At 47.6% G+C, this 22,485-nt stretch carries 21 protein-coding genes; 4 read left to right on the top strand and 17 right to left on the bottom strand.

Translation table 11 applies throughout. The features are described from left to right. Window position 1 precedes the first annotated feature (1 nt). Entirely contained in the window at window positions 2-940 is a 939-nt protein-coding gene (locus AC3AP5_RS12815) for a Ppx/GppA family phosphatase (protein WP_006954427.1), read from the top strand. Here the strand turns inward: AC3AP5_RS12815 and hemB are convergent. Genes hemB through AC3AP5_RS12755 form a run of 12 tightly spaced genes read right to left on the bottom strand, consistent with a single transcriptional unit; the run spans window position 932 to window position 13,215 of the window. Further along, on the bottom strand, window positions 932-1,927 hold the full coding sequence (hemB, locus tag AC3AP5_RS12810) for a porphobilinogen synthase (protein ID WP_272977629.1): 996 nt from the start codon (window positions 1,925-1,927) through the stop codon (window positions 932-934). The genes AC3AP5_RS12815 and hemB overlap by 9 nt on opposite strands. 5 nt (window positions 1,928-1,932) lie before the next feature. Continuing rightward, window positions 1,933-3,717 (bottom strand): sensor domain-containing diguanylate cyclase, encoded by a 1,785-nt coding sequence (locus tag AC3AP5_RS12805; RefSeq protein WP_487326827.1) that lies wholly within the window; start codon window positions 3,715-3,717, stop codon window positions 1,933-1,935. A gap of 2 nt (window positions 3,718-3,719) precedes the next feature. Further along, window positions 3,720-4,514 carry a TatD family hydrolase gene (locus tag AC3AP5_RS12800; RefSeq protein WP_287830620.1) on the bottom strand — a complete coding sequence of 265 codons (795 nt, stop codon included), beginning with the start codon at window positions 4,512-4,514 and terminating at the stop codon, window positions 3,720-3,722. A gap of 14 nt (window positions 4,515-4,528) precedes the next feature. Beyond that, on the bottom strand, window positions 4,529-5,251 hold the full coding sequence (tatC, locus tag AC3AP5_RS12795) for a twin-arginine translocase subunit TatC (protein ID WP_287830619.1): 723 nt from the start codon (window positions 5,249-5,251) through the stop codon (window positions 4,529-4,531). Further along, window positions 5,244-5,582, bottom strand: coding sequence for a Sec-independent protein translocase protein TatB (tatB, locus tag AC3AP5_RS12790; protein ID WP_487326826.1), 339 nt, complete (start codon window positions 5,580-5,582; stop codon window positions 5,244-5,246). The genes tatC and tatB overlap by 8 nt, the downstream gene beginning before the upstream one ends. 6 nt (window positions 5,583-5,588) lie before the next feature. Next, the gene (gene tatA / locus AC3AP5_RS12785; protein ID WP_006954433.1) at window positions 5,589-5,834 is read right to left on the bottom strand and encodes a twin-arginine translocase TatA/TatE family subunit; all 246 of its coding nucleotides are present in this window, start codon (window positions 5,832-5,834) and stop codon (window positions 5,589-5,591) included. 7 nt (window positions 5,835-5,841) lie between these two features. After that, window positions 5,842-7,494: a ubiquinone biosynthesis regulatory protein kinase UbiB gene (gene ubiB / locus AC3AP5_RS12780; RefSeq protein WP_006954434.1), complete on the bottom strand. Its 1,653-nt coding sequence runs from the start codon at window positions 7,492-7,494 to the stop codon at window positions 5,842-5,844. A 9-nt stretch (window positions 7,495-7,503) separates the two neighbouring features. Beyond that, complete coding sequence (locus tag AC3AP5_RS12775) at window positions 7,504-8,097, bottom strand: ubiquinone biosynthesis accessory factor UbiJ (RefSeq protein ID WP_487326825.1); 594 nt, start codon at window positions 8,095-8,097, stop codon at window positions 7,504-7,506. Continuing rightward, complete coding sequence (gene ubiE / locus AC3AP5_RS12770; protein ID WP_071462076.1) at window positions 8,097-8,852, bottom strand: bifunctional demethylmenaquinone methyltransferase/2-methoxy-6-polyprenyl-1,4-benzoquinol methylase UbiE; 756 nt, start codon at window positions 8,850-8,852, stop codon at window positions 8,097-8,099. The genes AC3AP5_RS12775 and ubiE overlap by 1 nt, the downstream gene beginning before the upstream one ends. Window positions 8,853-8,904: 52 nt before the next feature. Beyond that, entirely contained in the window at window positions 8,905-10,980 is a 2,076-nt protein-coding gene (gene recG, locus AC3AP5_RS12765) for an ATP-dependent DNA helicase RecG (protein WP_487326824.1), read from the bottom strand. 3 nt (window positions 10,981-10,983) lie between these two features. Next, window positions 10,984-11,676 (bottom strand): tRNA (guanosine(18)-2'-O)-methyltransferase TrmH, encoded by a 693-nt coding sequence (gene trmH / locus AC3AP5_RS12760; RefSeq protein WP_487326823.1) that lies wholly within the window; start codon window positions 11,674-11,676, stop codon window positions 10,984-10,986. A 9-nt stretch (window positions 11,677-11,685) separates the two neighbouring features. Continuing rightward, window positions 11,686-13,215 carry a bifunctional GNAT family N-acetyltransferase/carbon-nitrogen hydrolase family protein gene (locus AC3AP5_RS12755; RefSeq protein ID WP_006954439.1) on the bottom strand — a complete coding sequence of 510 codons (1,530 nt, stop codon included), beginning with the start codon at window positions 13,213-13,215 and terminating at the stop codon, window positions 11,686-11,688. 130 nt (window positions 13,216-13,345) lie between these two features. Here AC3AP5_RS12755 and AC3AP5_RS12750 point away from each other — a divergent pair, with 130 nt between their 5' ends. After that, a complete protein-coding gene (locus tag AC3AP5_RS12750) occupies window positions 13,346-14,695 on the top strand; it encodes a Na+/H+ antiporter NhaC family protein (protein WP_006954440.1) in 1,350 nt (449 codons plus the stop codon). A 17-nt stretch (window positions 14,696-14,712) separates the two neighbouring features. Here AC3AP5_RS12750 and AC3AP5_RS12745 read toward each other — a convergent pair whose 3' ends face one another. The 4 genes from AC3AP5_RS12745 to gmk form a co-directional block, all read right to left on the bottom strand. Further along, complete coding sequence (locus AC3AP5_RS12745) at window positions 14,713-15,105, bottom strand: RidA family protein (RefSeq protein ID WP_006954441.1); 393 nt, start codon at window positions 15,103-15,105, stop codon at window positions 14,713-14,715. 1 nt (window position 15,106) lies between these two features. Next, window positions 15,107-17,212 carry a bifunctional GTP diphosphokinase/guanosine-3',5'-bis pyrophosphate 3'-pyrophosphohydrolase gene (gene spoT, locus AC3AP5_RS12740; RefSeq protein ID WP_006954442.1) on the bottom strand — a complete coding sequence of 702 codons (2,106 nt, stop codon included), beginning with the start codon at window positions 17,210-17,212 and terminating at the stop codon, window positions 15,107-15,109. A 170-nt stretch (window positions 17,213-17,382) separates the two neighbouring features. Further along, window positions 17,383-17,655 carry a DNA-directed RNA polymerase subunit omega gene (gene rpoZ / locus AC3AP5_RS12735; protein ID WP_006954443.1) on the bottom strand — a complete coding sequence of 91 codons (273 nt, stop codon included), beginning with the start codon at window positions 17,653-17,655 and terminating at the stop codon, window positions 17,383-17,385. Window positions 17,656-17,723: 68 nt separating this feature from the next. Continuing rightward, window positions 17,724-18,350 carry a guanylate kinase gene (gene gmk / locus AC3AP5_RS12730; RefSeq protein WP_272977357.1) on the bottom strand — a complete coding sequence of 209 codons (627 nt, stop codon included), beginning with the start codon at window positions 18,348-18,350 and terminating at the stop codon, window positions 17,724-17,726. Between the two features lie 130 nt (window positions 18,351-18,480). Here gmk and AC3AP5_RS12725 point away from each other — a divergent pair, with 130 nt between their 5' ends. Beyond that, complete coding sequence (locus AC3AP5_RS12725) at window positions 18,481-19,674, top strand: cyanate transporter (RefSeq protein WP_006954447.1); 1,194 nt, start codon at window positions 18,481-18,483, stop codon at window positions 19,672-19,674. Here AC3AP5_RS12725 and AC3AP5_RS12720 read toward each other — a convergent pair. Beyond that, a complete protein-coding gene (locus tag AC3AP5_RS12720) occupies window positions 19,660-20,250 on the bottom strand; it encodes a TetR/AcrR family transcriptional regulator (protein ID WP_006954450.1) in 591 nt (196 codons plus the stop codon). The two genes, AC3AP5_RS12725 and AC3AP5_RS12720, sit on opposite strands and share 15 nt — an antisense overlap. A gap of 122 nt (window positions 20,251-20,372) precedes the next feature. Between AC3AP5_RS12720 and AC3AP5_RS12715 the strand changes: the two genes are divergently transcribed. After that, window positions 20,373-22,412, top strand: a complete 2,040-nt coding sequence (locus AC3AP5_RS12715; RefSeq protein WP_287830243.1) for a BCCT family transporter — start codon at window positions 20,373-20,375, stop codon at window positions 22,410-22,412. The last annotated feature ends 73 nt before the right edge of the window (window positions 22,413-22,485 follow it).

The raw sequence follows: 22,485 nt of genomic DNA, 5'->3' as shown, positions 1-22,485 counted from the left end.
CATGACCTCAAATAACCGCCGCATTGCTGCCATTGATTTAGGTTCCAACAGTTTTCACTTACTCTTGGCTGAAATGGTAACGCGCGGCGGTGTTGATTTTCCTCGTATCATCAAACGCGTAAAGCAAAAAGTGCGTTTAGCCGATGGCTTTGATGCCTCTCGAAACATCAGCCAACAAGGTATAGATCGAGCTAAGGCGTGCTTGAGTCTGTTTCATGATGAGATCGTTCAGTTCGGCGCAGGTACCATTAAAGCCGTTGCAACAGCCGCGATGCGCCAAGCGAATAACCAATCGGATGTCCTGCTCGCGCTCGAAACTGCGTTGAAATTTCCTATCGAGATAATTAGTGGGTTACGCGAGGCAGAACTGATATACGCAGGTGTGACCTCAACAGCGCGCAGTCGCGGTGATACGTTGGTCATCGATATTGGTGGTGCGAGTACGGAAATCATTGCGGGCCACGATAAAACCCCCAAACTATTGCACAGCTTTGATATGGGTTGTGTCGTATTTCAAAATAATTATTTTCCTGAAGGTATTATCACTCGGAGTCGTATCGAGTCCGCGCAAGCACAAGTGCGTAATCAACTCAGTCACTATCAACACGCATTTAAGCGTCTTGGCTGGAAACGCGTCATTGGTGCATCAGGCACCTTCAGAGCAGTGCACGAAATCGCTCAGGCGAATCAGCAAGATACCATCGACAGCGACTATCTAACCTCTTTGGTTTCAAGATGTATTCAATCAGGCGCAGTAAAAAACCTAACATTATTGGGTCTACGCGAGGATCGTAAACCCATTTTCTTAGGTGGCCTGGTGATTTTGGCCACCCTCGTCGAACAATTGGGGATAAACGCCATTGAGATCACCAATGGCGCTTTACGTGAAGGCTTACTCGCTGAAATATCTCAGCCCAATGAGCAATTAGCGCTACGCTAACTCGCGCGCAATCTGTTTCGCAAAATAGGTGAGAATCCCGTCTGCGCCAGCACGCTTAAATGCGAGCAAACTTTCCTGCACGACATCGTTCGCTAGCCAACCGTTCTCAATTGCTGCCTGAAGCATCGCGTATTCACCACTCACTTGATAAGCAAACGTCGGCACTTTAAATTGATCTTTGACTTCGCGGACAATATCTAAGTACGGCATACCGGGCTTGACCATCACCATATCGGCACCTTCTTCGATATCCAGCGCAATCTCATGCAACGCTTCGAGACGGTTAGCCGGGTCCATTTGATAGGTTTTCTTGTCGCCGCCTTTAAGGTTACCTGCTGACCCCACTGCATCCCTGAAAGGTCCATAAAATGCACTGGCGTATTTCGCTGAATAAGCCATGATTTGTGTGTTCGAGAACCCCTCATGTTCTAGCGCGTCGCGGATGGCACCAATTCGTCCATCCATCATGTCTGAGGGCGCGACCATGTCAGCGCCTGCCCGTGCATGGGACAACGCTTGTTTAACCAATACATCAGTGGTTATATCATTCAATACGTAACCCGACTCGTCGATAATGCCATCTTGCCCGTGGATGGTAAACGGATCGAGAGCGACATCGGTCATTACACCTAACTGCGGGAATTTGGCTTTAATTGCACGCACTGCACGTTGGGCAAGACCATCGTCATCATATGCAGCTTCAGCCATTTCTGACTTTACTGACGCGGGCGTAACGGGAAATAACGCCACCAGCGGAACCCCAAGCTCTACCAATTCAGCGCATTCATCGAGCAACAAGTCAATGGACTTACGTTCCACACCGGGCATCGAGGGAACTACTTCGCGTTGCTGCTCTCCCTCTAAAACAAACACGGGATAAATTAAGTCATTTACCGTGAGCGAGTTCTCTGCGACCAACCGGCGTCTAAAATCAGATACGCGATTGCGGCGCATACGCGTGCGTGGAAAATTGCCATTCGTCGACATGACGGTTACTCCTCAATGGACGTTGTTACAACTTGATCGCGGCCCTCGCGCTTGGCTTTGTATAGCGCCGAGTCTGCCGCAGTAAATAAATCATGCACACTATGATCGCGCGTATTATCTATCGCTGCAACTCCAGCGCTGATAGTAATTGAGTGCTCGCCGTCACGTGTCGAGAACACACATTGCCTAATATGCTTAACCAACCGCTCAGCGAACACCAAACCGTTCTGAGGGTCTGTTTCCGCCAAAATAAAAGCAAATTCTTCACCACCGTAACGGCAGACTGCATCGGTAGGACGACGTGCTTGCTTACGTAGTTCCGTACTCACAGCCTGCAAGATATCGTCGCCGACGCCATGACCATAGGTATCATTCACTGCCTTAAATTTATCAATATCGATCATCAATAAGCACATCGGCTTTTGATTACGGCGGCTACGACGATACTCTCGCTCAATTTGCTGAGTAAAATAACGACGATTATGTAAACCTGTCAAAGGGTCTTCTAAGTTACGTTGCTCTAACTCATTATTCGCTTCTTGTAGCTCTCGTAACGTGATTTCTAACTCAAATGTTCGCTCCTCTACACGTGTTTCAAGCTCCTCATTATAACGCTGTTGTGCAATCAAACGTTCCCGCCGTTGCTCGTTATAACGCACCGCCAAAACCCACGAGAGCAACAAAATTTCTAAACCAGAGCCCAGCATGATAGCGTGACGCTGGATAAACATACTGTCGATAATGCCAAGGTAGCCCAACGAGTTGACCATCACGGAGAGAAGTAATGCGCCCCATGCAATGGTGAACGTGCGCGCGTAAATTAGACCTTTTTTCCATAAGTAGACGCCAATAATCAATAAATAAAGGCAGCCGGGTACGGCTAATGCGAGTAGCGCATGGATACCGACTTTATAGCTACTGAAAGCACCAACAGCCAGACTAACCAAAGCCAAACCCGCCATGATAAAAAGACCACGCGCTAACGTTCGTCGATAGTTCTTAAGTCGTAATAATTGATAGGCAAATAACGCAGCCGTTAACAGCGTCAAACTCCCAAATATCGGTATACCTTTGTCTTGCAGGTACAGCCAGTTGGGCCATAAATACCGGAAACCAAGTCCATCAAGACTCAGCATTAAACCACCGAAGAAGATCGTATATAAAGAATAGATGCCAAATTCAGGTTCACGTGAAGCGATGAACCCAAATAAGTTATACACGGTCATACAAAAAAGCACGCCAAAATAGAGACCCTCTACAAGCCGTCGCTGTAGCTTGGCATCAAAAAAGTCGGCTTCCGAAATCAACGAAACAGGAACACGCATTGAACTTGATGTCACAACTTCGATGAAAACCTCGCCGGTTTGATTCGCCGGTACTGGAATCGCGAAATCAGAAATTAATATCGCTCGTTGAAAAAACGGTTGCTTATCACCTAGGTTGTATTCAATTAAACCGTCATTGGAAAACCAGTGGATGTGAATTGAATCGAGTAATGGATACGCCATGTATAGCACGCGATCATAATCGACGTCGCTAATGTTAAAGGTTAACCAGTAGTGATCATCGGTATAGCCGAATGAGCCGCGTGATCCATTGAGCACATGCCAATTTTCATCTGAGCGCGCCTTCACCGCTTCGATACTTAACGATTCCGGCGTACTAAAGTACTCAATATTTAAGGCTTCTGAGCTCCGACGTTGGTCCATAGTGAGCGATGAAAACACAAACCACAAAACAGTTGCGGCAATCACCACCAAAAATAAAACGATCGAGGACCATCGCGTCATATTCAACTCGAATAGTTGTCAAGTGCGAACAAACGTAAGGCGTTAGCGGTCGTCAATTGTGCAACCTCTGCTACGCTCATACACCAGCTTTCAGCCAGTGCCTCGCCGACGTAGGGCAGATAAGCGGGTTCATTATCTCGCGGTCGCGGGCGAATATTTCGCGGCAGTAGAAAAGGTGCATCGGTCTCAAGAACCGTTCGTTGTTTTGGCAACGCAGGCAATACTGACAATAATTCTTGATTTCTGCGTTCATCACACAGCCAGCCCGTTAGACCAAAGCAATGTCCACGTTCGTTATAGGCATCTAAGGCCTTATGCCCGCCTGTAAAGCAATGAGTCAGTCGTGGCAACTTGGGCTTCGCGTAACGGTCGAGTAGACTAATTTGTTCTTCCAGTGCATCACGCTCATGGAGATAAAGTGGCAAAGATAACTCATTGGCCACCTCGATCTGTTGAATAAATACACGCTTTTGATTTGCTGAGCTTGCGAAGTTGCGATTAAAATCCAAGCCACATTCGCCAATGGCTTTAACAAATGGAGATTGGGCTAATTCAAAGAGTTGAGACTGAAGGTCTGTTGGCGCGTTATCAGCTTCATGCGGGTGAACACCCACGGTCGTATACAATGAGTCAGGAAAGCGTTCGCACAGCTCGATCGCTGCATGCGCTTCAGCAATATCGGTTGCAATAACAAGTTGATGACTCACGCCGGCCGCATGTGCTCGCGTAATAACGGACTCAAGTTGGCGATGAAGCCGAGTGTGTGTCAGATTTACGCCCGCATCGAACCATTCCATAACACCTACTTATTTCACTTTTCGTTCATCTTAGGTTTATACCAGCTTCCGATAATAAGTCCAAACTCAAACAACAGCCACATTGGGACCGCCATCAATGTTTGTGAGATCACATCGGGCGGAGTCAATAACATACCGATAGTGAAGGCCGCGACAATAACGTATGGCCTTTTTTTACGTAAACTAGCCGGTGACGCGACGCCCGACAAAATAAGTAAAAAGATAGCGACAGGAGTCTCAAATGCGATACCGAAAGCGACAAAAATCGCCAGAACGAAGTCGAGATAATTTGAGATATCCGTAGCAACCTGAATGTCGTCAGGGGCGGCTGCCATAAAAAAACTCATTGCTAATGGCAACACAACGAAGTACGCAAACGCGATACCGAGATAGAACAGCAATGTACTACTGGCTAATAATGGCACGACAAAACGCTTTTCCTTTTTGTACAGCCCTGGCGCAATGAAGGCCCATATTTGCCATAAAATAATAGGCACTGCTAACGCGAACGCGACCACAAAAGTCAGCTTGAAAGGCGTGAAGAAAGGTGCCGCGACATTAGTCGCGATCATCTGCGAACCCTCTGGCAAGTACCGAATGAGCGGGTCAGCCAGTAAACGATATAGGTCATTAGCAAAATAAGCTAACGCAGCAAACACGACCACCACTGCGATGACAGCTCTGAGCAAGCGTTTGCGAAGCTCGATAAGGTGACTAAGGAGAGGCGAATCAGTCATGCTTTTTAGCCTCAGTATCAGATTCTTTTGCCGCTTGGTAGGGGCGCTGAACGTCAGCTGCGGCATTTTGTAACTCAACGATTGAACGCTGTAACTCAGGACTTAATTCGTGAAAATCTTTGCCTTCTTGCTCGAACTTACGTAAATGCTCGTGTAGCTCTTTAACTCTGAGTTCATGATCAAGCTCATTTTGTACGTTTTGAGAGAACGACTTTACTTTCGCCATACCTCGCTGAACGCCACGCAAAGCAGACGGCAAGCGCTCGGGCCCTAGCACTAATAGGCCGACCACGATAATGACCAGCAACTCCCAAAATCCAATATCGAACATAAAAAATTAGGCGTTCTTATCTTTCTCGGATTCGCTGGTTGTGCTTTCCGTTTGTTGGTTTTGCTTCAGGTTTTTGGTTGGCTCACCGTCTTCGTTAGCGTCGTCATCCTTCTTAGGTTCGTCACTCACTGACTTTTTAAAGCCGCGTACAGCACTGCCAACGTCTGAACCGAGGTTTCGTAGGCGCTTACTACCAAAAAGTAGCACGATAATGAGTAATAAAATCAGTAATTGCCAAGGACCTGGACTCATAATTCACCTATTCCTTTATCTTAATTTGAGGGCGCGCGCGCCACGCTTTTAATCCAACCATTACGGTAAGTATACCAGAACCCAGCGCCCACGCAGCAGTGCCCTGGCTAATTAACCATACCGAGCTGACAACTCCGCTTGCCGTCAAAATAGTCCAAAACTGACTAGTGGCCGCTTGCTGCTGCGTCATCAACTGCTCTATACGGTGCCGCTCTAGCTGCGCTTGAATACGTTGTTGCGAACGCAGTCCATCGTACAATAGATTCGGGAGCTCTGGCAGCTTTTCGGCCCAATAAGGTGCGTTTTCCTTCACTGAACGCACCACCGCTCGCCATCCTAGTTGCTCATTCATCCAACGCTCTAAAAACGGTTTAGCGGTCTTCCATAAATCCAATTCAGGATACAACTGGCGACCTAACCCCTCGATATACAGTAAGGTCTTTTGTAAAAGTACCAACTGCGGTTGTACTTCCATCTGAAACCGACGGGCGGTATTAAAAAGATTGACTAGCACATGCCCGAATGAAATCTCCGCGAGAGGTTTTTCGAATATGGGTTCGCACACCGTTCGGATCGCTGATTCAAATTCTTCGATATTCGTTTCTCGTGGCACCCAGCCCGAATCCACATGAAGCTCAGCCACCTTACGATAGTCGCGATTAAAAAAGGCGAGAAAGTTTTCCGCTAAGTATCGTTTATCTTCACGATTGAGGGTGCCGACGATACCAAAATCAATACCGATGTACCGAGGGTACGTCGGGTCATCCTTGGCGACAAAAATATTGCCTGGATGCATATCCGCGTGAAAGAAGCTATCGCGAAACACTTGTGTGAAGAACACTTCGACTCCACGCTCCGCTAACTTTTTCATATCCACGCCACGTGCCTTCAACATATCGACTTCGCTGACAGGGATTCCGTCGATACGCTCCATTACCATCACGTTTTTACGACTTAAATCGCTGTAAACCGTGGGGATATAAAGTAACTCAGAGTCCTCAAAGTTGCGCTTTAACTGAATAGCGTTGGCGGCTTCACGCAACAAATCTAATTCATCCAATAACGTCTTACGATATTCTCGTACCACTTCTTTCGGTTTTAATCGACGTCCATCGGGCAAATGCCGCGCTAATACGGCAGCAAGCGATTCCATCAGCTCTAAGTCAGCATTAATCGTCTCACGTATGTCTGGACGAATCACCTTAATGACGATGTCTTTAAGCTCGCCATCTTTTTGTTTTAGCTTGGCTGTATGTACTTGAGCGATCGATGCAGAGGCTAATGGCTTAACAGCGAAGTCTTGAAACAACTCACCGATATGCTCAATATCTAACGACTTTTCAATGATGCGTTGTGCTGCATGGCCATCGAATGGCGCCACGCGATCTTGCAAATAGGCCAGTTCCAATGCGATGTCTGGGGGCAGTAAGTCACGCCGCGTCGACAACATTTGGCCGAACTTGACCCAGACAGGACCCAGCGACTCCAGCGCTAAACGCAAACGCTCTCCAGCGGGCTTTTCTTTATGCTTATTAGGCCACCAAAACATCATATGGCGCCCAAAACGCAGATACCACGGTAGCCAACGTGCCGGAATCAAGTCATCCAAACCATAATTTAAAAAGGTTTTTGCAATGCGATATATACGTTTACTGCGCATGCTGGGTCTCTACTTTAATTTTCGCTGAAGTCGCTCAATTTGCGCACGCAAAGCCTGCACATCGTCTTTAAATAACTCGAATTCCAAACGGTTAGGAAGCACTTGCTTTTCTTCTGTGAGTACACCTTTTAGCCAACGTTGACGCATTTCACTTTGTTGCTGAAAGCGCTCGCGACTCTGTTTAAACAAGGTACTGATACGGTGCGCCATACCGTCACCGAGTTTTTCGGCTAGTTTGGCTTCCCAATCAATATCCAGCGCTTTAACCAAATTCACCAATTGCTGCGCCAGCATAGGATCGCCATCAATATCTAATTTATCAGCTTTAATAAGGCGCGTAAGGTTAGCTGTATCGCTTAACTCTGGTAACACGCCAAGTTCCGTTTTTACATGGCAATCCACTTCACCGCCATCGTCAACAGAGCTTAAACTGAGTCCGTCGGTGTGCACAGCGATATTGATGTCAAAGGGTAGCTCTTTGAAGCTAAATCGAAAATGCTTACCCGCCAACTGATTTAATCGCTCGGTTGAATTCGGGTCCTGCTGCAACAGTGCATTGATAGTGCGCTCAAGCACCATCCACGGAATCAATTGCCAAATCATTAAAATTTGTATCCTCGATGAAGTGCGACAATGCCGCCCGTCAAATTCTGATAGTCGACGTTCTCGTAACCCGCTTCCGACATCATCTGCTTCAAGGTGTCTTGATCAGGATGCATACGAATCGACTCAGCCAAATACTGGTAACTGTCTGCATCATTGGCAACCAGTTGCCCCATTTTGGGCAGAATATTAAATGAGTAAAAGTCGTAAAGCTGATTCAGTGTCGCTGTTGTTGGCTTGGAAAACTCTAAGATCAGTAAGCGGCCGCCTGGCTTCAATACCCTTAGCATGGAGCGCAAAGCCGCTGGCTTATCGGTCACATTTCGCAAACCAAAAGCAATAGTCACAATATCAAAGCTATTATCAGCAAAGGGCAGATTTTCCGCATCGGCTTGTACACAATTAACATTTCCCACGATGCCCTTGTCGCGCAATTTATCGCGACCCACTTTAAGCATGGCATCATTGATATCCGCTAAAACGACTTCGCCCGTCTCGCCAACGCGGCGTGAAAACTGTGCCGTTAAGTCGCCCGTGCCACCGGCAATATCGAGCACTTTCATGCCTTTACGCACACCACTGCAGTCAATGGTATAGCGCTTCCAAACACGGTGGATGCCCATCGACATGAGGTCATTCATGACATCATATTTGGCTGCCACTGAGTTGAATACATTGGCAACGAGGCCCTTTTTCGCATCTTTTGGCACGCGCTGGTAGCCAAAATCGATTCCATCTTCGTGTTTATCTGACATAATTATTCCTAACGACTTTTTACCCTATTGTACGGGCGTCACTGCTGTAATACTACACCTGAGCGTAATGATCTCGCCGAGGTAACCACCGCGCAATCAACGCATTGACAGTGTTGGGGTAATTGCGAATAAGCTCCTCGGCAACCGCCTGAGCCTCGGGTATTAATACCTCATCACGTTCAATATCCGCCACTTTCATCTGTGTTAGACCGGTTTGTCGTTGCCCAAGAAGTTCACCGTACCCTCGGATCTCCATATCTCGTTGCGCGATCACAAAGCCATCATTACTATCCCTTAATACGGACAAACGCTCGGTCGCGGTTCTTGATAAGGGCGTTTTGTAGAGCAAAACACAATGACTCGCTACCGAGCCTCGACCCACACGTCCTCGCAACTGATGAAGCTGCGCTAAGCCTAACCGTTCTGGGTTCTCGATAATCATTAAAGATGAATTAGGTACATCGACACCCACCTCGATCACAGTGGTCGCCACCAGCAAGTCAATTTCGCCGCTTTTAAAACGCGACATCACCGCTTCCTTTTGGTCGGCTTTCATACGCCCATGCACGAGCCCGACCGTCAACCCATCCAGTTGTTCTTGTAACTCCGTTGCGGTGTCTTCAGCCGCCTGACATTCCAACACCTCAGATTCTTCAATCAAAGTACAGACCCAATAAGCCTGTCGACCTTCGTGAGTACACACTTCGCGCACACGCTCGATCACTTGGTCACGTCGTGTATCCGGGATGGCCACTGTTGTGATCGGCGTGCGCCCCGGTGGTAGCTCGTCAATTACTGACGTCGCTAAGTCCGCATAGGCGGTCATCGCTAACGTTCGCGGAATCGGTGTGGCTGTCATAATTAATTGGTGCGGTTGAAAGCCCGCTTGTACACCTTTTTCTCGCAATTGTAACCGCTGATGCACACCAAAACGGTGCTGTTCATCAATAATAACTAACGCGAGTGAGTGATAGTGCACGTCGGCTTGAAACAATGCATGGGTGCCCACAATAAGCTGAACTCCACCGCTCGCAAGCTGGTCTAACGTGCGCTGACGCGCTTTACCCTTGCTGCGCCCACTGAGCCAAGCAACTTCAATACCTAAGGGCGCAAACCATTGTTCGAACGTCAATGCGTGCTGTTCTGACAGAATTTCGGTGGGCGCCATAATCGCCACTTGATGACCTTGCTCGATAGCGGCCAATGCGGCCAAGGCCGCCACGAGCGTTTTCCCCGAGCCCACGTCACCTTGAACCAAACGCATCATCGGCTGATCTTGCGCGAGATCCGCATGGATTTCACTTAACACGCGCTGTTGTGCAGCCGTTGGCTTAAACGGGAGTTGCTTTAAGAATTCACTTTGTAAGTGCGGATCCGCATTCAGCGCATGTGCACGCTCTTGCTGACGTTTTTCACGTAACTGCAATAAACTGACCTGATGTGCAATCAATTCTTCCATTGCTAACCGCTGTTGTGCAGGATGTGACCCCTGTTCAAGTTGCGCAAGACCAACATCCTTGGGCGGGTTATGCAATGTTTTGAGTGCCTCGACCAAAGATAGATCGTGGGGCTGAAGAGGTTCTGGCAATAACTCGGGCAACGCTCGCTCGGTCACATAAGAGAGAGCCTGGTCGATAATCTTACGTAGAGAAGCCTGATAGACGCCCTCGGTCGTGGGATAGATAGGCGTCAAGGTATCGGGTAACTCAATCGCATCGGATGAAGAAAGTACACGATATTCGGGATGAATCACTTCTAGACCGCTAAGCCCCGCACGCACTTCACCAAAGACTAATAACGAGGTGCCAGCGCTGAACTGTTTTAGTTGCGCAGCGCTAAATTGGAAAAAGCGCAATGTCATAGTGCCTGTTTCGTCACGCACTCGGCACACCAACATACGCTTGCGACCATATTTAATGTCCGCATTATCGACTGTTACCTGAAAGTGACCCGCCACCCCAGGACGCGCATAAGCAATTCGGTAAATCTGTGTGCGATCCTCATACCGCGCAGGTAGATGAAAGATCGCATCATTTACCGTCACTAAGCCCAGCTTTTCCAACTTCTTAGCGACTTTATCGCCGACTCCTTTGAGCGTGGTCAGTGGAATTTTGCTGAGAGGCTGCATTGATTAGGCTCGCTTTTTAGCTGCGCGCATGGCTAACCACCACTCGTTATCCGCGACAATTTGTCCATGTTCATCTAGCGGCGGATACGGTAGTCCCTTGCGTTTACAGGCTTTGGCATAAATTGGATGGCCACCTTCAAACAGTACGCGGTGCTGTTCGGCATCACTTAAACGTATAGCGTCATACATACCCGCTTGCTCACGTTGACGCTGCGCCTCATAAAGCATTACCGCACCTGCGACTGAGACATTCAGCGACTGCACCATACCAACCATCGGAATCTTGACGTGATGATCGGCAATTTTCAGCGCCTCTTCAGTCGCACCGTGCTTTTCCTGACCTAACAAGATTGCAGTAGGCTGGGTGTAATCGATTTCACGAAAATTCACCGCTTGATCAGACAAGTGAGTCACCACGACTTGCATACCTTGTTGCTTTATTTGCTCTACCGCAGGGCTTAACTGGCTATGATGATGCACGTTAACCCAGTTTTGACTTCCCAAAGCAGTGCCGCCGGACACACGCATTTTGCTGCTAAGCCATATGGCATGCATTTCATGGACGCCGACAGCATCCGCAGTACGCACCACCGCAGATAAATTATGGTGCTTATGCACCCCTTCCATGACGACGGTTAAGTCGGGCTGGCGAAACGCCAGCATCTCGGTAATGCGTTGATAACGTTCTGGACTCATTGATAGCCTTTAACTTCTATGCTTTCTTACTACATCGTAAATATCGGTACGACGATCTTTCTTATTAGTCACTGAACCTTCGTGATGCAGATAACGCAGTTCATCTAAATTCAAATCAGAGAACATTAACATTTCTGTATTCGGAGTCGTCTCTGACATCACCGCATCGTGTGGGAAGGCAAAGTCTGACGGCGAAAATACAGCAGACTGCGCGTATTGTACGTCTAAGCTTTCGACTTCAGGTAAGTTACCAACACTGCCACAAATCACTACGTAACACTCGTTTTCAACGGCACGTGCCTGTGCACAGTGGCGAACTCGCAGATACGCGTTCCGTGTATCGGTCCAAAAGGGCACAAACAAGATCTCAAGTCCCTCTTCAGCCATAATACGACCCAACTCAGGAAATTCGACGTCGTAACAAATCAAAATACCGACACGCCCCGCATCGGTGTCAAATACGCGCACATCATCGCCGCCTTCAATGACCCAGTCACGCTTCTCGTGCGGAGTGATATGCAGTTTACGCTGCTCTTCAACTGAGCCATCGCGACGACACAGGTAAGACACGTTGTAAATACTCTCGCCTTCTTGTAATGGCATTGAGCCCGTGATGATATTGACGTTGTAACTGACCGCCATTTGCGACATTTCGCGTTTAAATCGCTCGGTGAAACCGGCGAGAAAGCGAATAGCATTCATCTGTTGACTCTGATCGGTTAACCCCATCAGCGGCGCATTAAAGAATTCAGGTAGCACAGCAAAGTCACTCTGATAGCTTGAAAGCGCATCAACAAAGTACTCGACTTGCTGCAGAAGCTCATCGACAGACTCGACTGACCGCATTTGCCACTGCACCGCACCAACACGCACATTCTGAACCCGCGTATTCAACATGTTTGTCGAAGGATCGTAGAGGAAATTATTCCACTCCAACAACGTGGCGAAACCACGCGAACGTTCGTCCTCAGGCAAATATTTTCCGAGCAAACGCTTCACACTAAAGTCGTTCGCTAACTGGAACGTGAGAATCGGATCATAAATTTCACGACGTTGAACTTTGTCTAAGTACTGTGACGGAGACAGATCGTTTGAGTACTTGTGATAATTAACGATACGTCCACCGGCAAGAATAGCGCGCAGGTTTTTCTGTCGGCATAGCTCTTTGCGTGCATCGTATAAACGACGGCCTAAACGATAACCGCGATAATCCGGATGAATCAGCACATCAAGGCCATACAATGCATCGCCTTTCTTATCATTAAGAATGGCTTCGCGATGCCCAATCAAATCATCGTAAGTGTGCGGGTTCGAAAATTTGTTATAGGCAACTTTCACGGTCAACGCGACACCAATAATACGACCATTATCTTCGAGGCAAAACTGTCCTTCGGCGAAGTCTTTGATTAACTTCTCGATGGTAAAACTGCTCCACGCACCACCGATATCGGTGTAGATGGCATCCATTAACTCTTTTAACTGCTCGTAATCATCTAATCGAAGATTACGAATCTGAAGATGCAATTCTTCTGGGCTCATACTTGCCTCTTTACGTCAATTACTATACGAGTAGTGTACACGGTTTTTAATAAAGGTTGCATCACAACAGTTAGCTATATAAACTTCTGGACGTCTAAATATAATAATGAATTAACCATAAAGGTCACCTATGTCGTCACAAATTCCTGCGCAACCCGCCAGCGCTAAGGCACTGTTGCCACTCGCCTTGTTCCTCGCGCTGTTTTTAGGAACAGGCATTTATTTTCAGTCAGAGGGTGTGGAATACGCTTTTTATCAACTGCCAAGTCCCGTCGCTATTTTACCTGCGATTGCGTTAGGTATTTTGCTCAGCAAACAAGCGTTCGAGGAACGCATCGCCACCTTTGTCGCGGGCGTGGGTGACAGCAACATTGTCACCATGTGCATGATCTATTTATTAGCCGGCGCATTTTCTACGGTCGCCGAAGCAACCGGTGGTGTTGATGCCATGGTAGCTCTGGGGTTAGGTATTATCCCGGCGTCATTTCTCCTGCCTGGCCTGTTTATTATTGCTGGTGTGATCTCGACCGCAATGGGGACTTCAATGGGTACCTTGGCTGCCCTCGCTCCCGTCGCGTTGGGCATTGGCGAAGCAACAGATATCAGTCTGCCTTTGCTCGCAGGGGTCTTGGTCAGTGGTGCCATGTTCGGTGATAACTTATCCATCATTTCAGACACAACAATTGCAGCCACACGCACACAAGGCTGCAGTATGCGAGACAAGTTTAAAGCAAACTTAAAAATCTCGATTCCCGCAGCGATCATCACCTTGCTGTGGTTAGTCAGTTACGACACCAGTAACGCGCCTTTGAACATTCCTGAAGCCAACCTATGGTTATGTATTCCCTACTTCGCCATCATTGTGCTAGCAGTAATGGGCTTGAATGTATTTGCGGTGTTAGGTCTCGGTATCGTATTGGCTGCTGCATTTGGCATGGTTGCGGTAGATTACCAGTGGGTGAAATTTAGTCAGGATATCTACGATGGCTTTTCATCGATGCAAGAAATCTTCTTGCTGTCGTTGCTGATAGGTGGGCTTTCGGGCTTGATCCGTCAGCAGGGCGGTTTGGCTTTCCTTGCCAAAGCCGTTGAAGCGGTCACCAGCCGCTTAAGTAAGCACAAACAACGGTCTTCTGCGCTTGGCGTCGCTGGCCTTACATCACTTACAAATCTCTGTGTTGCGAATAACACGGTGAGTATTCTGCTTGCGGGAGAAGTCAGTGCACGCTTAGCTAAAAAAGGTAATTTAGCAGCGCGCCAAAGCGCCAGCTTATTGGATATTTTTGCCTGTGTTGTGCAAGGCGTCTTGCCTTATGGCGCGCAGGCATTACTCATGGGGGCGAGTTTCGGTATTTCGCCATTGTCGGTGAGTATCCATACCGGCTATTGCTTTATCTTAGGTGCAGTCGCTTTGGTGATTATCGTATGGCGCAAGCCACTTGAAGATCGTATACCGGAGCAAACAGAAGCGGTCACTTAGACCGCTTCTATCAAAAATTAATTGGTACTTGGTAATTCGAGAATACCGTCGATTTCAATCTGAGCACCTTTGGGCAGCTGCTTCACACCAATAGCCGCGCGCGCTGGATAAGGTTTGCTGAAGTGGCGAGCCATGACCTCATTGACGATGGCAAACTCACCTAAATCAGTTAAGTAGATTTGTACTTTCACCATATCCTGAAGTTCGCCACCGGCGGCTTCACACACCGCTGCTAGGTTCTTAAATACCTGCTCGGCTTGCTGTTGAAAGTCCTCAGAGACCAACTCCATGGTTTCGGGATCAAGCGGGATCTGACCCGAAAGGTAGACAGTAGTGCCAATTTTTACCGCTTGCGAATAAGTGCCGATCGCCGCAGGCGCTTTATCTGTTGCAATGATTACTTTAGACATTTTACTTCCTTAAGCGCGTCACGCGCTGAACATCGGGCATCTTACGGATATGACGGATCACGTCAGCAAGATGCTTTCTATTTTTAATAGTCAGTGCCACATCAATAAAATAAATGTTGGCATCGATTTCTTCAGTTTTAAGACCATCGATATTACAACCCGTCGTCGCAATAGCTGACGTGAGTTTAGCGAGCGCACCTTGATGGTTAATAATCTCGATTCTAATCTCTGAAATAAATTCCGCTTCAGGGTTATTATCCCACTCCACTGGAAAGTAGCGGCCTGGCTCTTCCTCATGACCGCGAACGTTTTTACACTCACGACGGTGAATGACCAGACCTTTCCCTGGACTCACATGAGCAATAATGTCGTCACCAGGAATGGGTCGACAGCATTTCGCAAAACTCACCAATAGCCCTTCGGCACCCTTAATGGATAAACTCTTGCGACTCAAACTTTCGTCCTTGAAAGGCTGTAGCTCACCCAGTAAGCGCTTTGCAACTGCCAATGACATGAGGTTACCCAGGCCAATTTGTTTTAATAACTCGCCACGTGTTTCTATTTTAAGCTCCGCGATTACCCGCTCAAACTCAGCGTTCGGAATCTCATCATAGCTCAGCGAACCTAAAGCAGATCGCAATAGACGCTCGCCTAAATGCTCAGCTTCGGATGCTTGCTGTCCTTTCAAAAACTGTCTAATTTTCGCACGAGCCTTGCCCGTTACAACGAAGTTGAGCCATGCGATATTAGGCCGTGAACCTGGAACGGTTTTAATTTCTACCGTTTGTCCCGTTTCCAATGGTTTACTCAATGAGTAAGTACGATGATTAACACGAGCACCGACGCATGTATTGCCCACATCGGTATGTACTGCATAAGCGAAGTCGACAGCAGTAGCGCCTTGAGGTAACTCGACGATGCGCCCATCTGGCGTAAATACGTATATTTCGTCGGGGAACAAATCCGATTTCACGTTTTCAATAAACTCGAACGAACTACCCGCGCTTTGTTGCAGCTCCAACAGGCTTTGCATCCATTTACGCGCTCTTACCTGAGCCGTGGTGCCCGAGTCATCATTATTTTTATAAAGCCAGTGTGCAGCCACCCCGCGATCGGCCATCAAGTCCATTTCTTCCGTACGAATTTGAATCTCGACAGGAACGCCGTGGGGCCCTTTGAGGGACGTATGTAGCGACTGATAACCGTTCGATTTCGGAATCGCAATGTAGTCTTTAAAACGTGTTTCAATCGGTTTATATAAGTTATGCAGCGCACCCAACACGCGATAACACGTATCCACTGAATCAACGATGACACGAAAAGCATAAATGTCCATCACCTGATTAAAGCGCAACTCTTTGTTCAGCATCTTGCGATAAATACTATGCAAATGCTTCTCGCGTCCCATCACTCGCGCGCTGATGTGGTTACCTTCAAGTCGAGCCTGAATTTCATGCTGAACACGCTCCATAAACTCACGCCGATTGCCGCGCGCTTTTTTGACCTCCGACTCTAGAAGTTTCGCGCGCCATGGAAACAGCGCCCAAAAGCCGAGTCGCTCGAGTTCATTTTTAACATCGTGAATACCCAATCGATGCGCAAGCGGCGCATAAATTTCTAGTGTCTCTCGGGCAATCCTGCGACGTTTATCGGGTCTTAAGTGCTGTATTGTTCGCATGTTATGCGTACGGTCAGCTAGCTTGATCAAAATGACACGAATATCCTGCGTCATCGCCATGATCATTTTACGATAGTTTTCGGCTTGCGCTTCTTCTTTGGAATTAAACTGCAATTTATCAAGCTTTGATACACCCTCGACCAACGAGGCAACCGTTGACCCAAACATCTCAGCGAGTTCTTCTTCTTTGATCTCGGTATCTTCGATCACATCGTGTAGTAAAGCCGCCATCAACGTTTCATGGTCAAGGCGCATATCGGCAAGCAAACTAGCCACAGCGACTGGGTGGGTTATATAAGGCTCACCGCTGCTGCGTTTCTGACTACTGTGTGCATCCTTGGCCACTTTAAAGGCATGTTCAACACGATCAATTTGATCGCTTGGTAAATACTCACTTATTTGATTTTTCAGGCCTTCAAATAAATACACCGAAAGACTCCATTTATGGGCGATAAGGCAAAGTTTCTTCTGCGGTTAATACCGACACTAACTGACAGCATAAGAGCAAAAGACAAAAAAGCCAACGGAATACACCGTTGGCTTTTAGTATGAGTGCGAACTCATTGTGCTAAAGGGCTAGCCTCTAGCTAATAATAAGCTTATTCAACGCGACGCAACGCATCAACGGCGCGCATCTCTTCTGCGTCTGCTTCTTGCTGCGCTGCACGTTCTTCAGCATCTAAACGATCTGCGTCGATTTTACCCTGCTCGATCTCGCGTAAAGCGATAACCGTGGGCTTCTCGTTTTTAGTTTCAACCAATGGATCTTTGCCTTGGACTGACAGCTGACGCGCTCGGCGTGCAGCAAGCAAGATCAAATCAAAACGGTTACCTACGCGGTCAACAGCGTCTTCTACAGTTACGCGAGCCATGCTCTACTCTCCATCCAACCTGAGTGAAATTCTTCGAAAGGCTAATAATTATACGGAAATAAGCGCAATTAGCCAAGTAATTCGTTAATCACCGCTTTATGGCGCTCTTGCTGCACGGCCATTGCATTGCGTTGCGCTAAAACAATATGCTCGAGCTGTGCCAGTGAGTCATCAAACTGGTCATTCACCAACAAATAATCAAACTCATGGTAGTGCGACATTTCTGCTTGTGCTTTTGCCATCCGCTTACTGATGACTTCATCACTGTCTTGTCCGCGGCGCCGAAGTCGCTGTTCTAAAGTTGCCAAACAAGGCGGCATAATAAAAATAGAGCAGGTGTCAGGATGATGTTCGCGCACTTGTTGCGCGCCTTGCCAGTCAATATCAAGAAAAATGTCAATGCCGGCGGCTAAGCCTTCTTCAATAACCTTTTTAGAAGTGCCGTAGTAGTTATCAAACACTTTCGCCCACTCGTAAAATTCACCTTTCTCGATACGCTCCTCAAAGCTTTCAGCCGATAAAAAGTGATAGTGTATGCCATCATGCTCACCGGGACGTGGAGCACGTGTTGTGCAAGAGACAGAGACCTGCATCGAGCCATCATTATGTTTGTTTAAAAGAGCACCGATAAGGCTCGACTTGCCCGCTCCGCTTGGAGCCGCGATGATAAATAGATTGCCAGTGTGATTTGCCATAGAAAACACAGTACCTTGCTTTATATGGCGAAGAAGAATAACACGAGCAACGAGATTTGGAAAAAGTTAACATTCACTCTTCGTGACTAAATCAGTATTATTAATGCTTTTAACGTGCGCTAGGGAAGCTATGAGCAATACACACCAAGGCAAAACATCGGTCGGCTTTGCGATTTTATTATTAATACTGCTAGGCTTAAACCTACGCCCGTTATTGACATCAATCGGGCCATTGACGCAAGCCCTACAAGCAGCTACAAGCATGCCTTACAGTAGTTTCTCGCTGCTCACCACTATTCCTATCATGATGATTGGTGTGCTCGCTTTGTTTGCCGGTCGAATGACCCGAGCGCTAGGCTATCAACGGGGAATTGCCACAGGTTTATTGGTACTGATTGCCGGCTTAGTCATTCGGGCATGGCCTGCCTCCGCCGCAATATTGGTGGTCAGCGCGGTTATTGGCGGTTTTGGCATTGCTTTACTGCATATCATTATTCCCGAACTGACTAAACAGCAATTTCGTCATCGTCTCGGAGCCATGACCGGTCTTTGGTCCGCAGCACTGATGGGCGGCGCGGCGCTTGGCGCAGTAGTGACACCATGGCTTGACGCTCACTTTAGTTCCCACTCAGTTGCTCTCGCCAGTTGGGCATTACTGGCACTTATAACGCTAATACTATGGCTGAGCCCAGCGAACCGTGTGCCTAAAGCCGATATCCCGCCACGCCATGAATTACTTAAAGCCTTTAAATATCCTCGAAGCTGGCTATTAGGTGCCTATTTTGCCCTAGTTAATGCAGGTTACGCCGGGTTTATAGCCTGGATAGCGCCTTTTTATGGTGAATTCGGTTGGACCACTCAACAGGCAGGTAATCTTCTCGCGCTGTTTTCGTTAGTGCAGGTGATGGGTGCTCTGATTCTTCCGACCCTATCACGTAGCATGGATCGCCGTCCGTGGCTGGCATTGGCGGTGATCACACAAATGGTTGGGTTTGCTGGGCTCTGTTGGCTACCTGAGCAGGCGCCTTGGCTGTGGTCAGCACTTTGTGGTTTCGGCTTAGGAGGTGCATTCCCATTGTGTATTGTCATGGCACTCGATCACATCGACGATCCGGTGCAGTCGGGCAGACTCGTCTCGTTTATGCAAGGTATCGGATTTATTTTTGCCAGCATAATGCCATTAGTGACCGGCGCATTTCGTGATATTAGCGGTAACTATCAGTTAGGATGGGGATTTCACATTCTAGTTGGCGTCGTCATCTTGTTAATGACGACGCGGTTTAGACCTTCAGGGTATAAAGCAGCTTTTTCAGTTACGCGGTAATACGCGCTCGAGAGCGTCTTCAACTAGCTGATTTAATGCTGTTTTTTCTAGACCTCGGTGAGCGTATGTGGTCACGCCAATGAGTGTAGCTTGATAGAGCACCGCAAGACGCTCTGGATCTTCATCTGGACCCAATTGACCGCGCTCTTTAGCAAGCAAAAATGCTTCTTTGAAGATGTTCTCGAATCGATCAATATAACTAATTGCGGTTGATGCATCCGCATCATCGAGCGTGTGTAACTCGAGAAGGCTTTTTACAACCATACACGCCATGCTTGGCTTTTGCTGACCACACTCATCCACCATGGTAATTAAGACTTTGCGGAAGCCTTCAATGGTGTCGGAACCCTCAAATAAAAAACCGGTGTACTGCTCTATAAGCTGTTCACCATAAGTTCTCAGTGCTTCATTAAATAGTGATTCTTTATTGCCGAAGGCCGCATAGATTGACCCAGGGCGCATATCCAATGCATATTCAATATCTTTCATTGACGTTGCGTGGTAGCCCTGTTTCCAAAACAAAAGCATCGCGTTGTTGAGTGCAATATCCCTATCAAATTGTGGTGTTCTAGCCATTTTCCTTCCCTAAGAATGATTTCTTTACCTTAAAACAGTAATGACCAATTGTGAGCTTTTTCCATAAAGACACAGTAGGCTATATGTAAATGAACAATAATTATAGAGAACAGGAGCAATTTATGTCCAACGCCAAAGGTAATTGGCGGAATGCCATTTTGGTTCCCGTCTTTCTCCCTGCAGTCATCGTCATAGCCTTATTGGTAATAGGCACTTTAAGCGCACCGGAGCTAGCTGGCAACCTTTTTAGTGCAACTCTTGCGGGAATCACCGAACACTTCGGATGGTTTTACATGCTGGCCGTCGCATTATTCTTGATTTTTATAGTCGGTGTAGCATTGTCACGCTGGGGACGCATCAAATTGGGTCCCGATCATTGCGAGCCGGAATACAGCTTCACCTCTTGGTTTGCCATGCTATTTTCCGCAGGTTACGGTATTGCACTACTGTTCTTTGGTGTCGCCGAGCCTGTCTTGCACTACGCCGAACCACCCGTTGGGGCTGCGGAGACGGTAGATGCCGCCAAACAAGCAATGCAAATCGCCTATTTCCATTGGGGCTTTCATATCTGGGCTATTTACGGTCTCGTCGGCTTGGTTTTGGCATACTTCTCCTTTCGGCATGGCTTACCGCTATCCATGCGATCAACCTTATACCCTCTAATTGGTGACAAAATACACGGTCCGGCAGGACATACGATCGACACCTTTGCCATCCTGAGCACCCTATTTGGTATTGCAACCACGCTGGGGCTTTCCGTTATCCAGATTAATACCGGGTTAAATTATCTGTGGGAGGACATCCCCGTTGATACCACGGTACAAGTGATTGCCATTGCCGTGATTACGCTTGCCGCCATTGCATCGGTCGTTGCCGGTATGGATAAAGGAATTAAACGACTGTCTTTGTTGAACATGGCGCTGGTGATGTTCTTGCTGATATTCGTTTTCGCCGTCGGTCCGACTATCCACATCTTAGAAACTTATCTACAGAATACAGGCGCATACCTGAGCGGTATCGTCGAACGAACCTTTAACCTGCAGGCCTATACTCGCAGTGACTGGATAGGCAACTGGACACTCTTTATCTTTGGTTGGACCATCGCTTGGGCACCATTTGTCGGTCTATTTATTGCCAAAATCAGTCGGGGGCGCACGATTCGTCAGTTCGTATTGGGTGTCATGTTAGTGCCAACCTTCTTCACTTTCTTTTGGTTCGCAGTATTTGGGGATACAGCGCTTAACATGATTATGAACGAGGGCTATACCTCGTTAATCTCTGAGGTGCAAAACAACCAGGCTATCGCGTTGTTCAAGCTATTTGAAAACTTGCCACTTACTAATGTGCTCAGTTTCGCAACCGTGCTATTGATAATCACTTTCTTCGTTACTTCGTCTGATTCAGGCTCGCTCGTTGTCGACTCATTAGCCTCTGGCGGTGTGGGTGAAACGCCCGTATGGCAACGTGTATTTTGGGCATCGACCGAAGGCGTTGTTGCTGCGGTGCTACTTGTCGCAGGAGGCTTAAATGCGTTACAAACCGCGGCCATCACAAGCGCCTTTCCGTTTGCAATTATTATATTAATTGCTGCCGTCGGCATGTGGCGCGCGCTAGTTATTGAGGGTCACCAGTATTCAAGTCTGAAGAGCCACCGTCAGTCTCATCGCCGTGGCGTTAATGAAGGACCCGACTATTGGAAGAAACGTCTACGTGGCTTGGTCAAGTTCCCACAACAAAGCGAAGTAAAAGAGTTTATTTATGGTCGTGCGAGCGAAGCTTTAGAAAAGGTAAAATCCGAGCTCGAAACACAAGATTGGCCCGCTCGATTCACTAAAGACGAGGAGCATGAGCGTATTATGCTGACGGTCGAACGCGAAGGCGACCTCGACTTTGCCTACGAGATTCGTTTACGCGAGTATTCGATGCCACAATTCGTGCTACGTCCGAGTCACAAGAATGAGCACTACTATCGTGCCGAATTATTCTTGCGCCAGGGCGGTCAGTCATACGACCTCTATGGTTACGAAATGACAGATATTATTAATGATGTCATTAACCAGTTTGAAAATTACTTGCACTTCAGACATCACAGCCCAGGCGTGTTGCCATGGGAGATGGAAAAACACGATGAGGATTTACAAGACATCGAAACCAATAAGTAGACAATTTAAGCCCTCAGCGATGGGGGCTTTTTTTATCTGATATACTGACTTTTTTGTTTGGCGTTCAGTTAAT

Source organism: Idiomarina sp. D18 (assembly GCF_057748155.1).
Note: the sequence above shows the minus strand (reverse complement) of the source record. Positions and strands in the feature narration are given on the sequence as shown.

Bases quoted from the DNA above. Each gene is read 5' to 3' on its own strand.
- AC3AP5_RS12815 (WP_006954427.1), top strand. From the start codon at position 2: ATGACCTCAAATAACCGCCGCATTGCTGCCATTGATTTAGGTTCCAAC.
- hemB (WP_272977629.1), bottom strand. From the start codon at position 1,927: ATGTCGACGAATGGCAATTTTCCACGCACGCGTATGCGCCGCAATCGC.
- AC3AP5_RS12805 (WP_487326827.1), bottom strand. From the start codon at position 3,717: ATGACGCGATGGTCCTCGATCGTTTTATTTTTGGTGGTGATTGCCGCA.
- AC3AP5_RS12800 (WP_287830620.1), bottom strand. From the start codon at position 4,514: ATGGAATGGTTCGATGCGGGCGTAAATCTGACACACACTCGGCTTCAT.
- tatC (WP_287830619.1), bottom strand. From the start codon at position 5,251: ATGACTGATTCGCCTCTCCTTAGTCACCTTATCGAGCTTCGCAAACGC.
- tatB (WP_487326826.1), bottom strand. From the start codon at position 5,582: ATGTTCGATATTGGATTTTGGGAGTTGCTGGTCATTATCGTGGTCGGC.
- tatA (WP_006954433.1), bottom strand. From the start codon at position 5,834: ATGAGTCCAGGTCCTTGGCAATTACTGATTTTATTACTCATTATCGTG.
- ubiB (WP_006954434.1), bottom strand. From the start codon at position 7,494: ATGCGCAGTAAACGTATATATCGCATTGCAAAAACCTTTTTAAATTAT.
- AC3AP5_RS12775 (WP_487326825.1), bottom strand. From the start codon at position 8,097: ATGATTTGGCAATTGATTCCGTGGATGGTGCTTGAGCGCACTATCAAT.
- ubiE (WP_071462076.1), bottom strand. From the start codon at position 8,852: ATGTCAGATAAACACGAAGATGGAATCGATTTTGGCTACCAGCGCGTG.
- recG (WP_487326824.1), bottom strand. From the start codon at position 10,980: ATGCAGCCTCTCAGCAAAATTCCACTGACCACGCTCAAAGGAGTCGGC.
- trmH (WP_487326823.1), bottom strand. From the start codon at position 11,676: ATGAGTCCAGAACGTTATCAACGCATTACCGAGATGCTGGCGTTTCGC.
- AC3AP5_RS12755 (WP_006954439.1), bottom strand. From the start codon at position 13,215: ATGAGCCCAGAAGAATTGCATCTTCAGATTCGTAATCTTCGATTAGAT.
- AC3AP5_RS12750 (WP_006954440.1), top strand. From the start codon at position 13,346: ATGTCGTCACAAATTCCTGCGCAACCCGCCAGCGCTAAGGCACTGTTG.
- AC3AP5_RS12745 (WP_006954441.1), bottom strand. From the start codon at position 15,105: ATGTCTAAAGTAATCATTGCAACAGATAAAGCGCCTGCGGCGATCGGC.
- rpoZ (WP_006954443.1), bottom strand. From the start codon at position 17,655: ATGGCTCGCGTAACTGTAGAAGACGCTGTTGACCGCGTAGGTAACCGT.
- gmk (WP_272977357.1), bottom strand. From the start codon at position 18,350: ATGGCAAATCACACTGGCAATCTATTTATCATCGCGGCTCCAAGCGGA.
- AC3AP5_RS12725 (WP_006954447.1), top strand. From the start codon at position 18,481: ATGAGCAATACACACCAAGGCAAAACATCGGTCGGCTTTGCGATTTTA.
- AC3AP5_RS12720 (WP_006954450.1), bottom strand. From the start codon at position 20,250: ATGGCTAGAACACCACAATTTGATAGGGATATTGCACTCAACAACGCG.
- AC3AP5_RS12715 (WP_287830243.1), top strand. From the start codon at position 20,373: ATGTCCAACGCCAAAGGTAATTGGCGGAATGCCATTTTGGTTCCCGTC.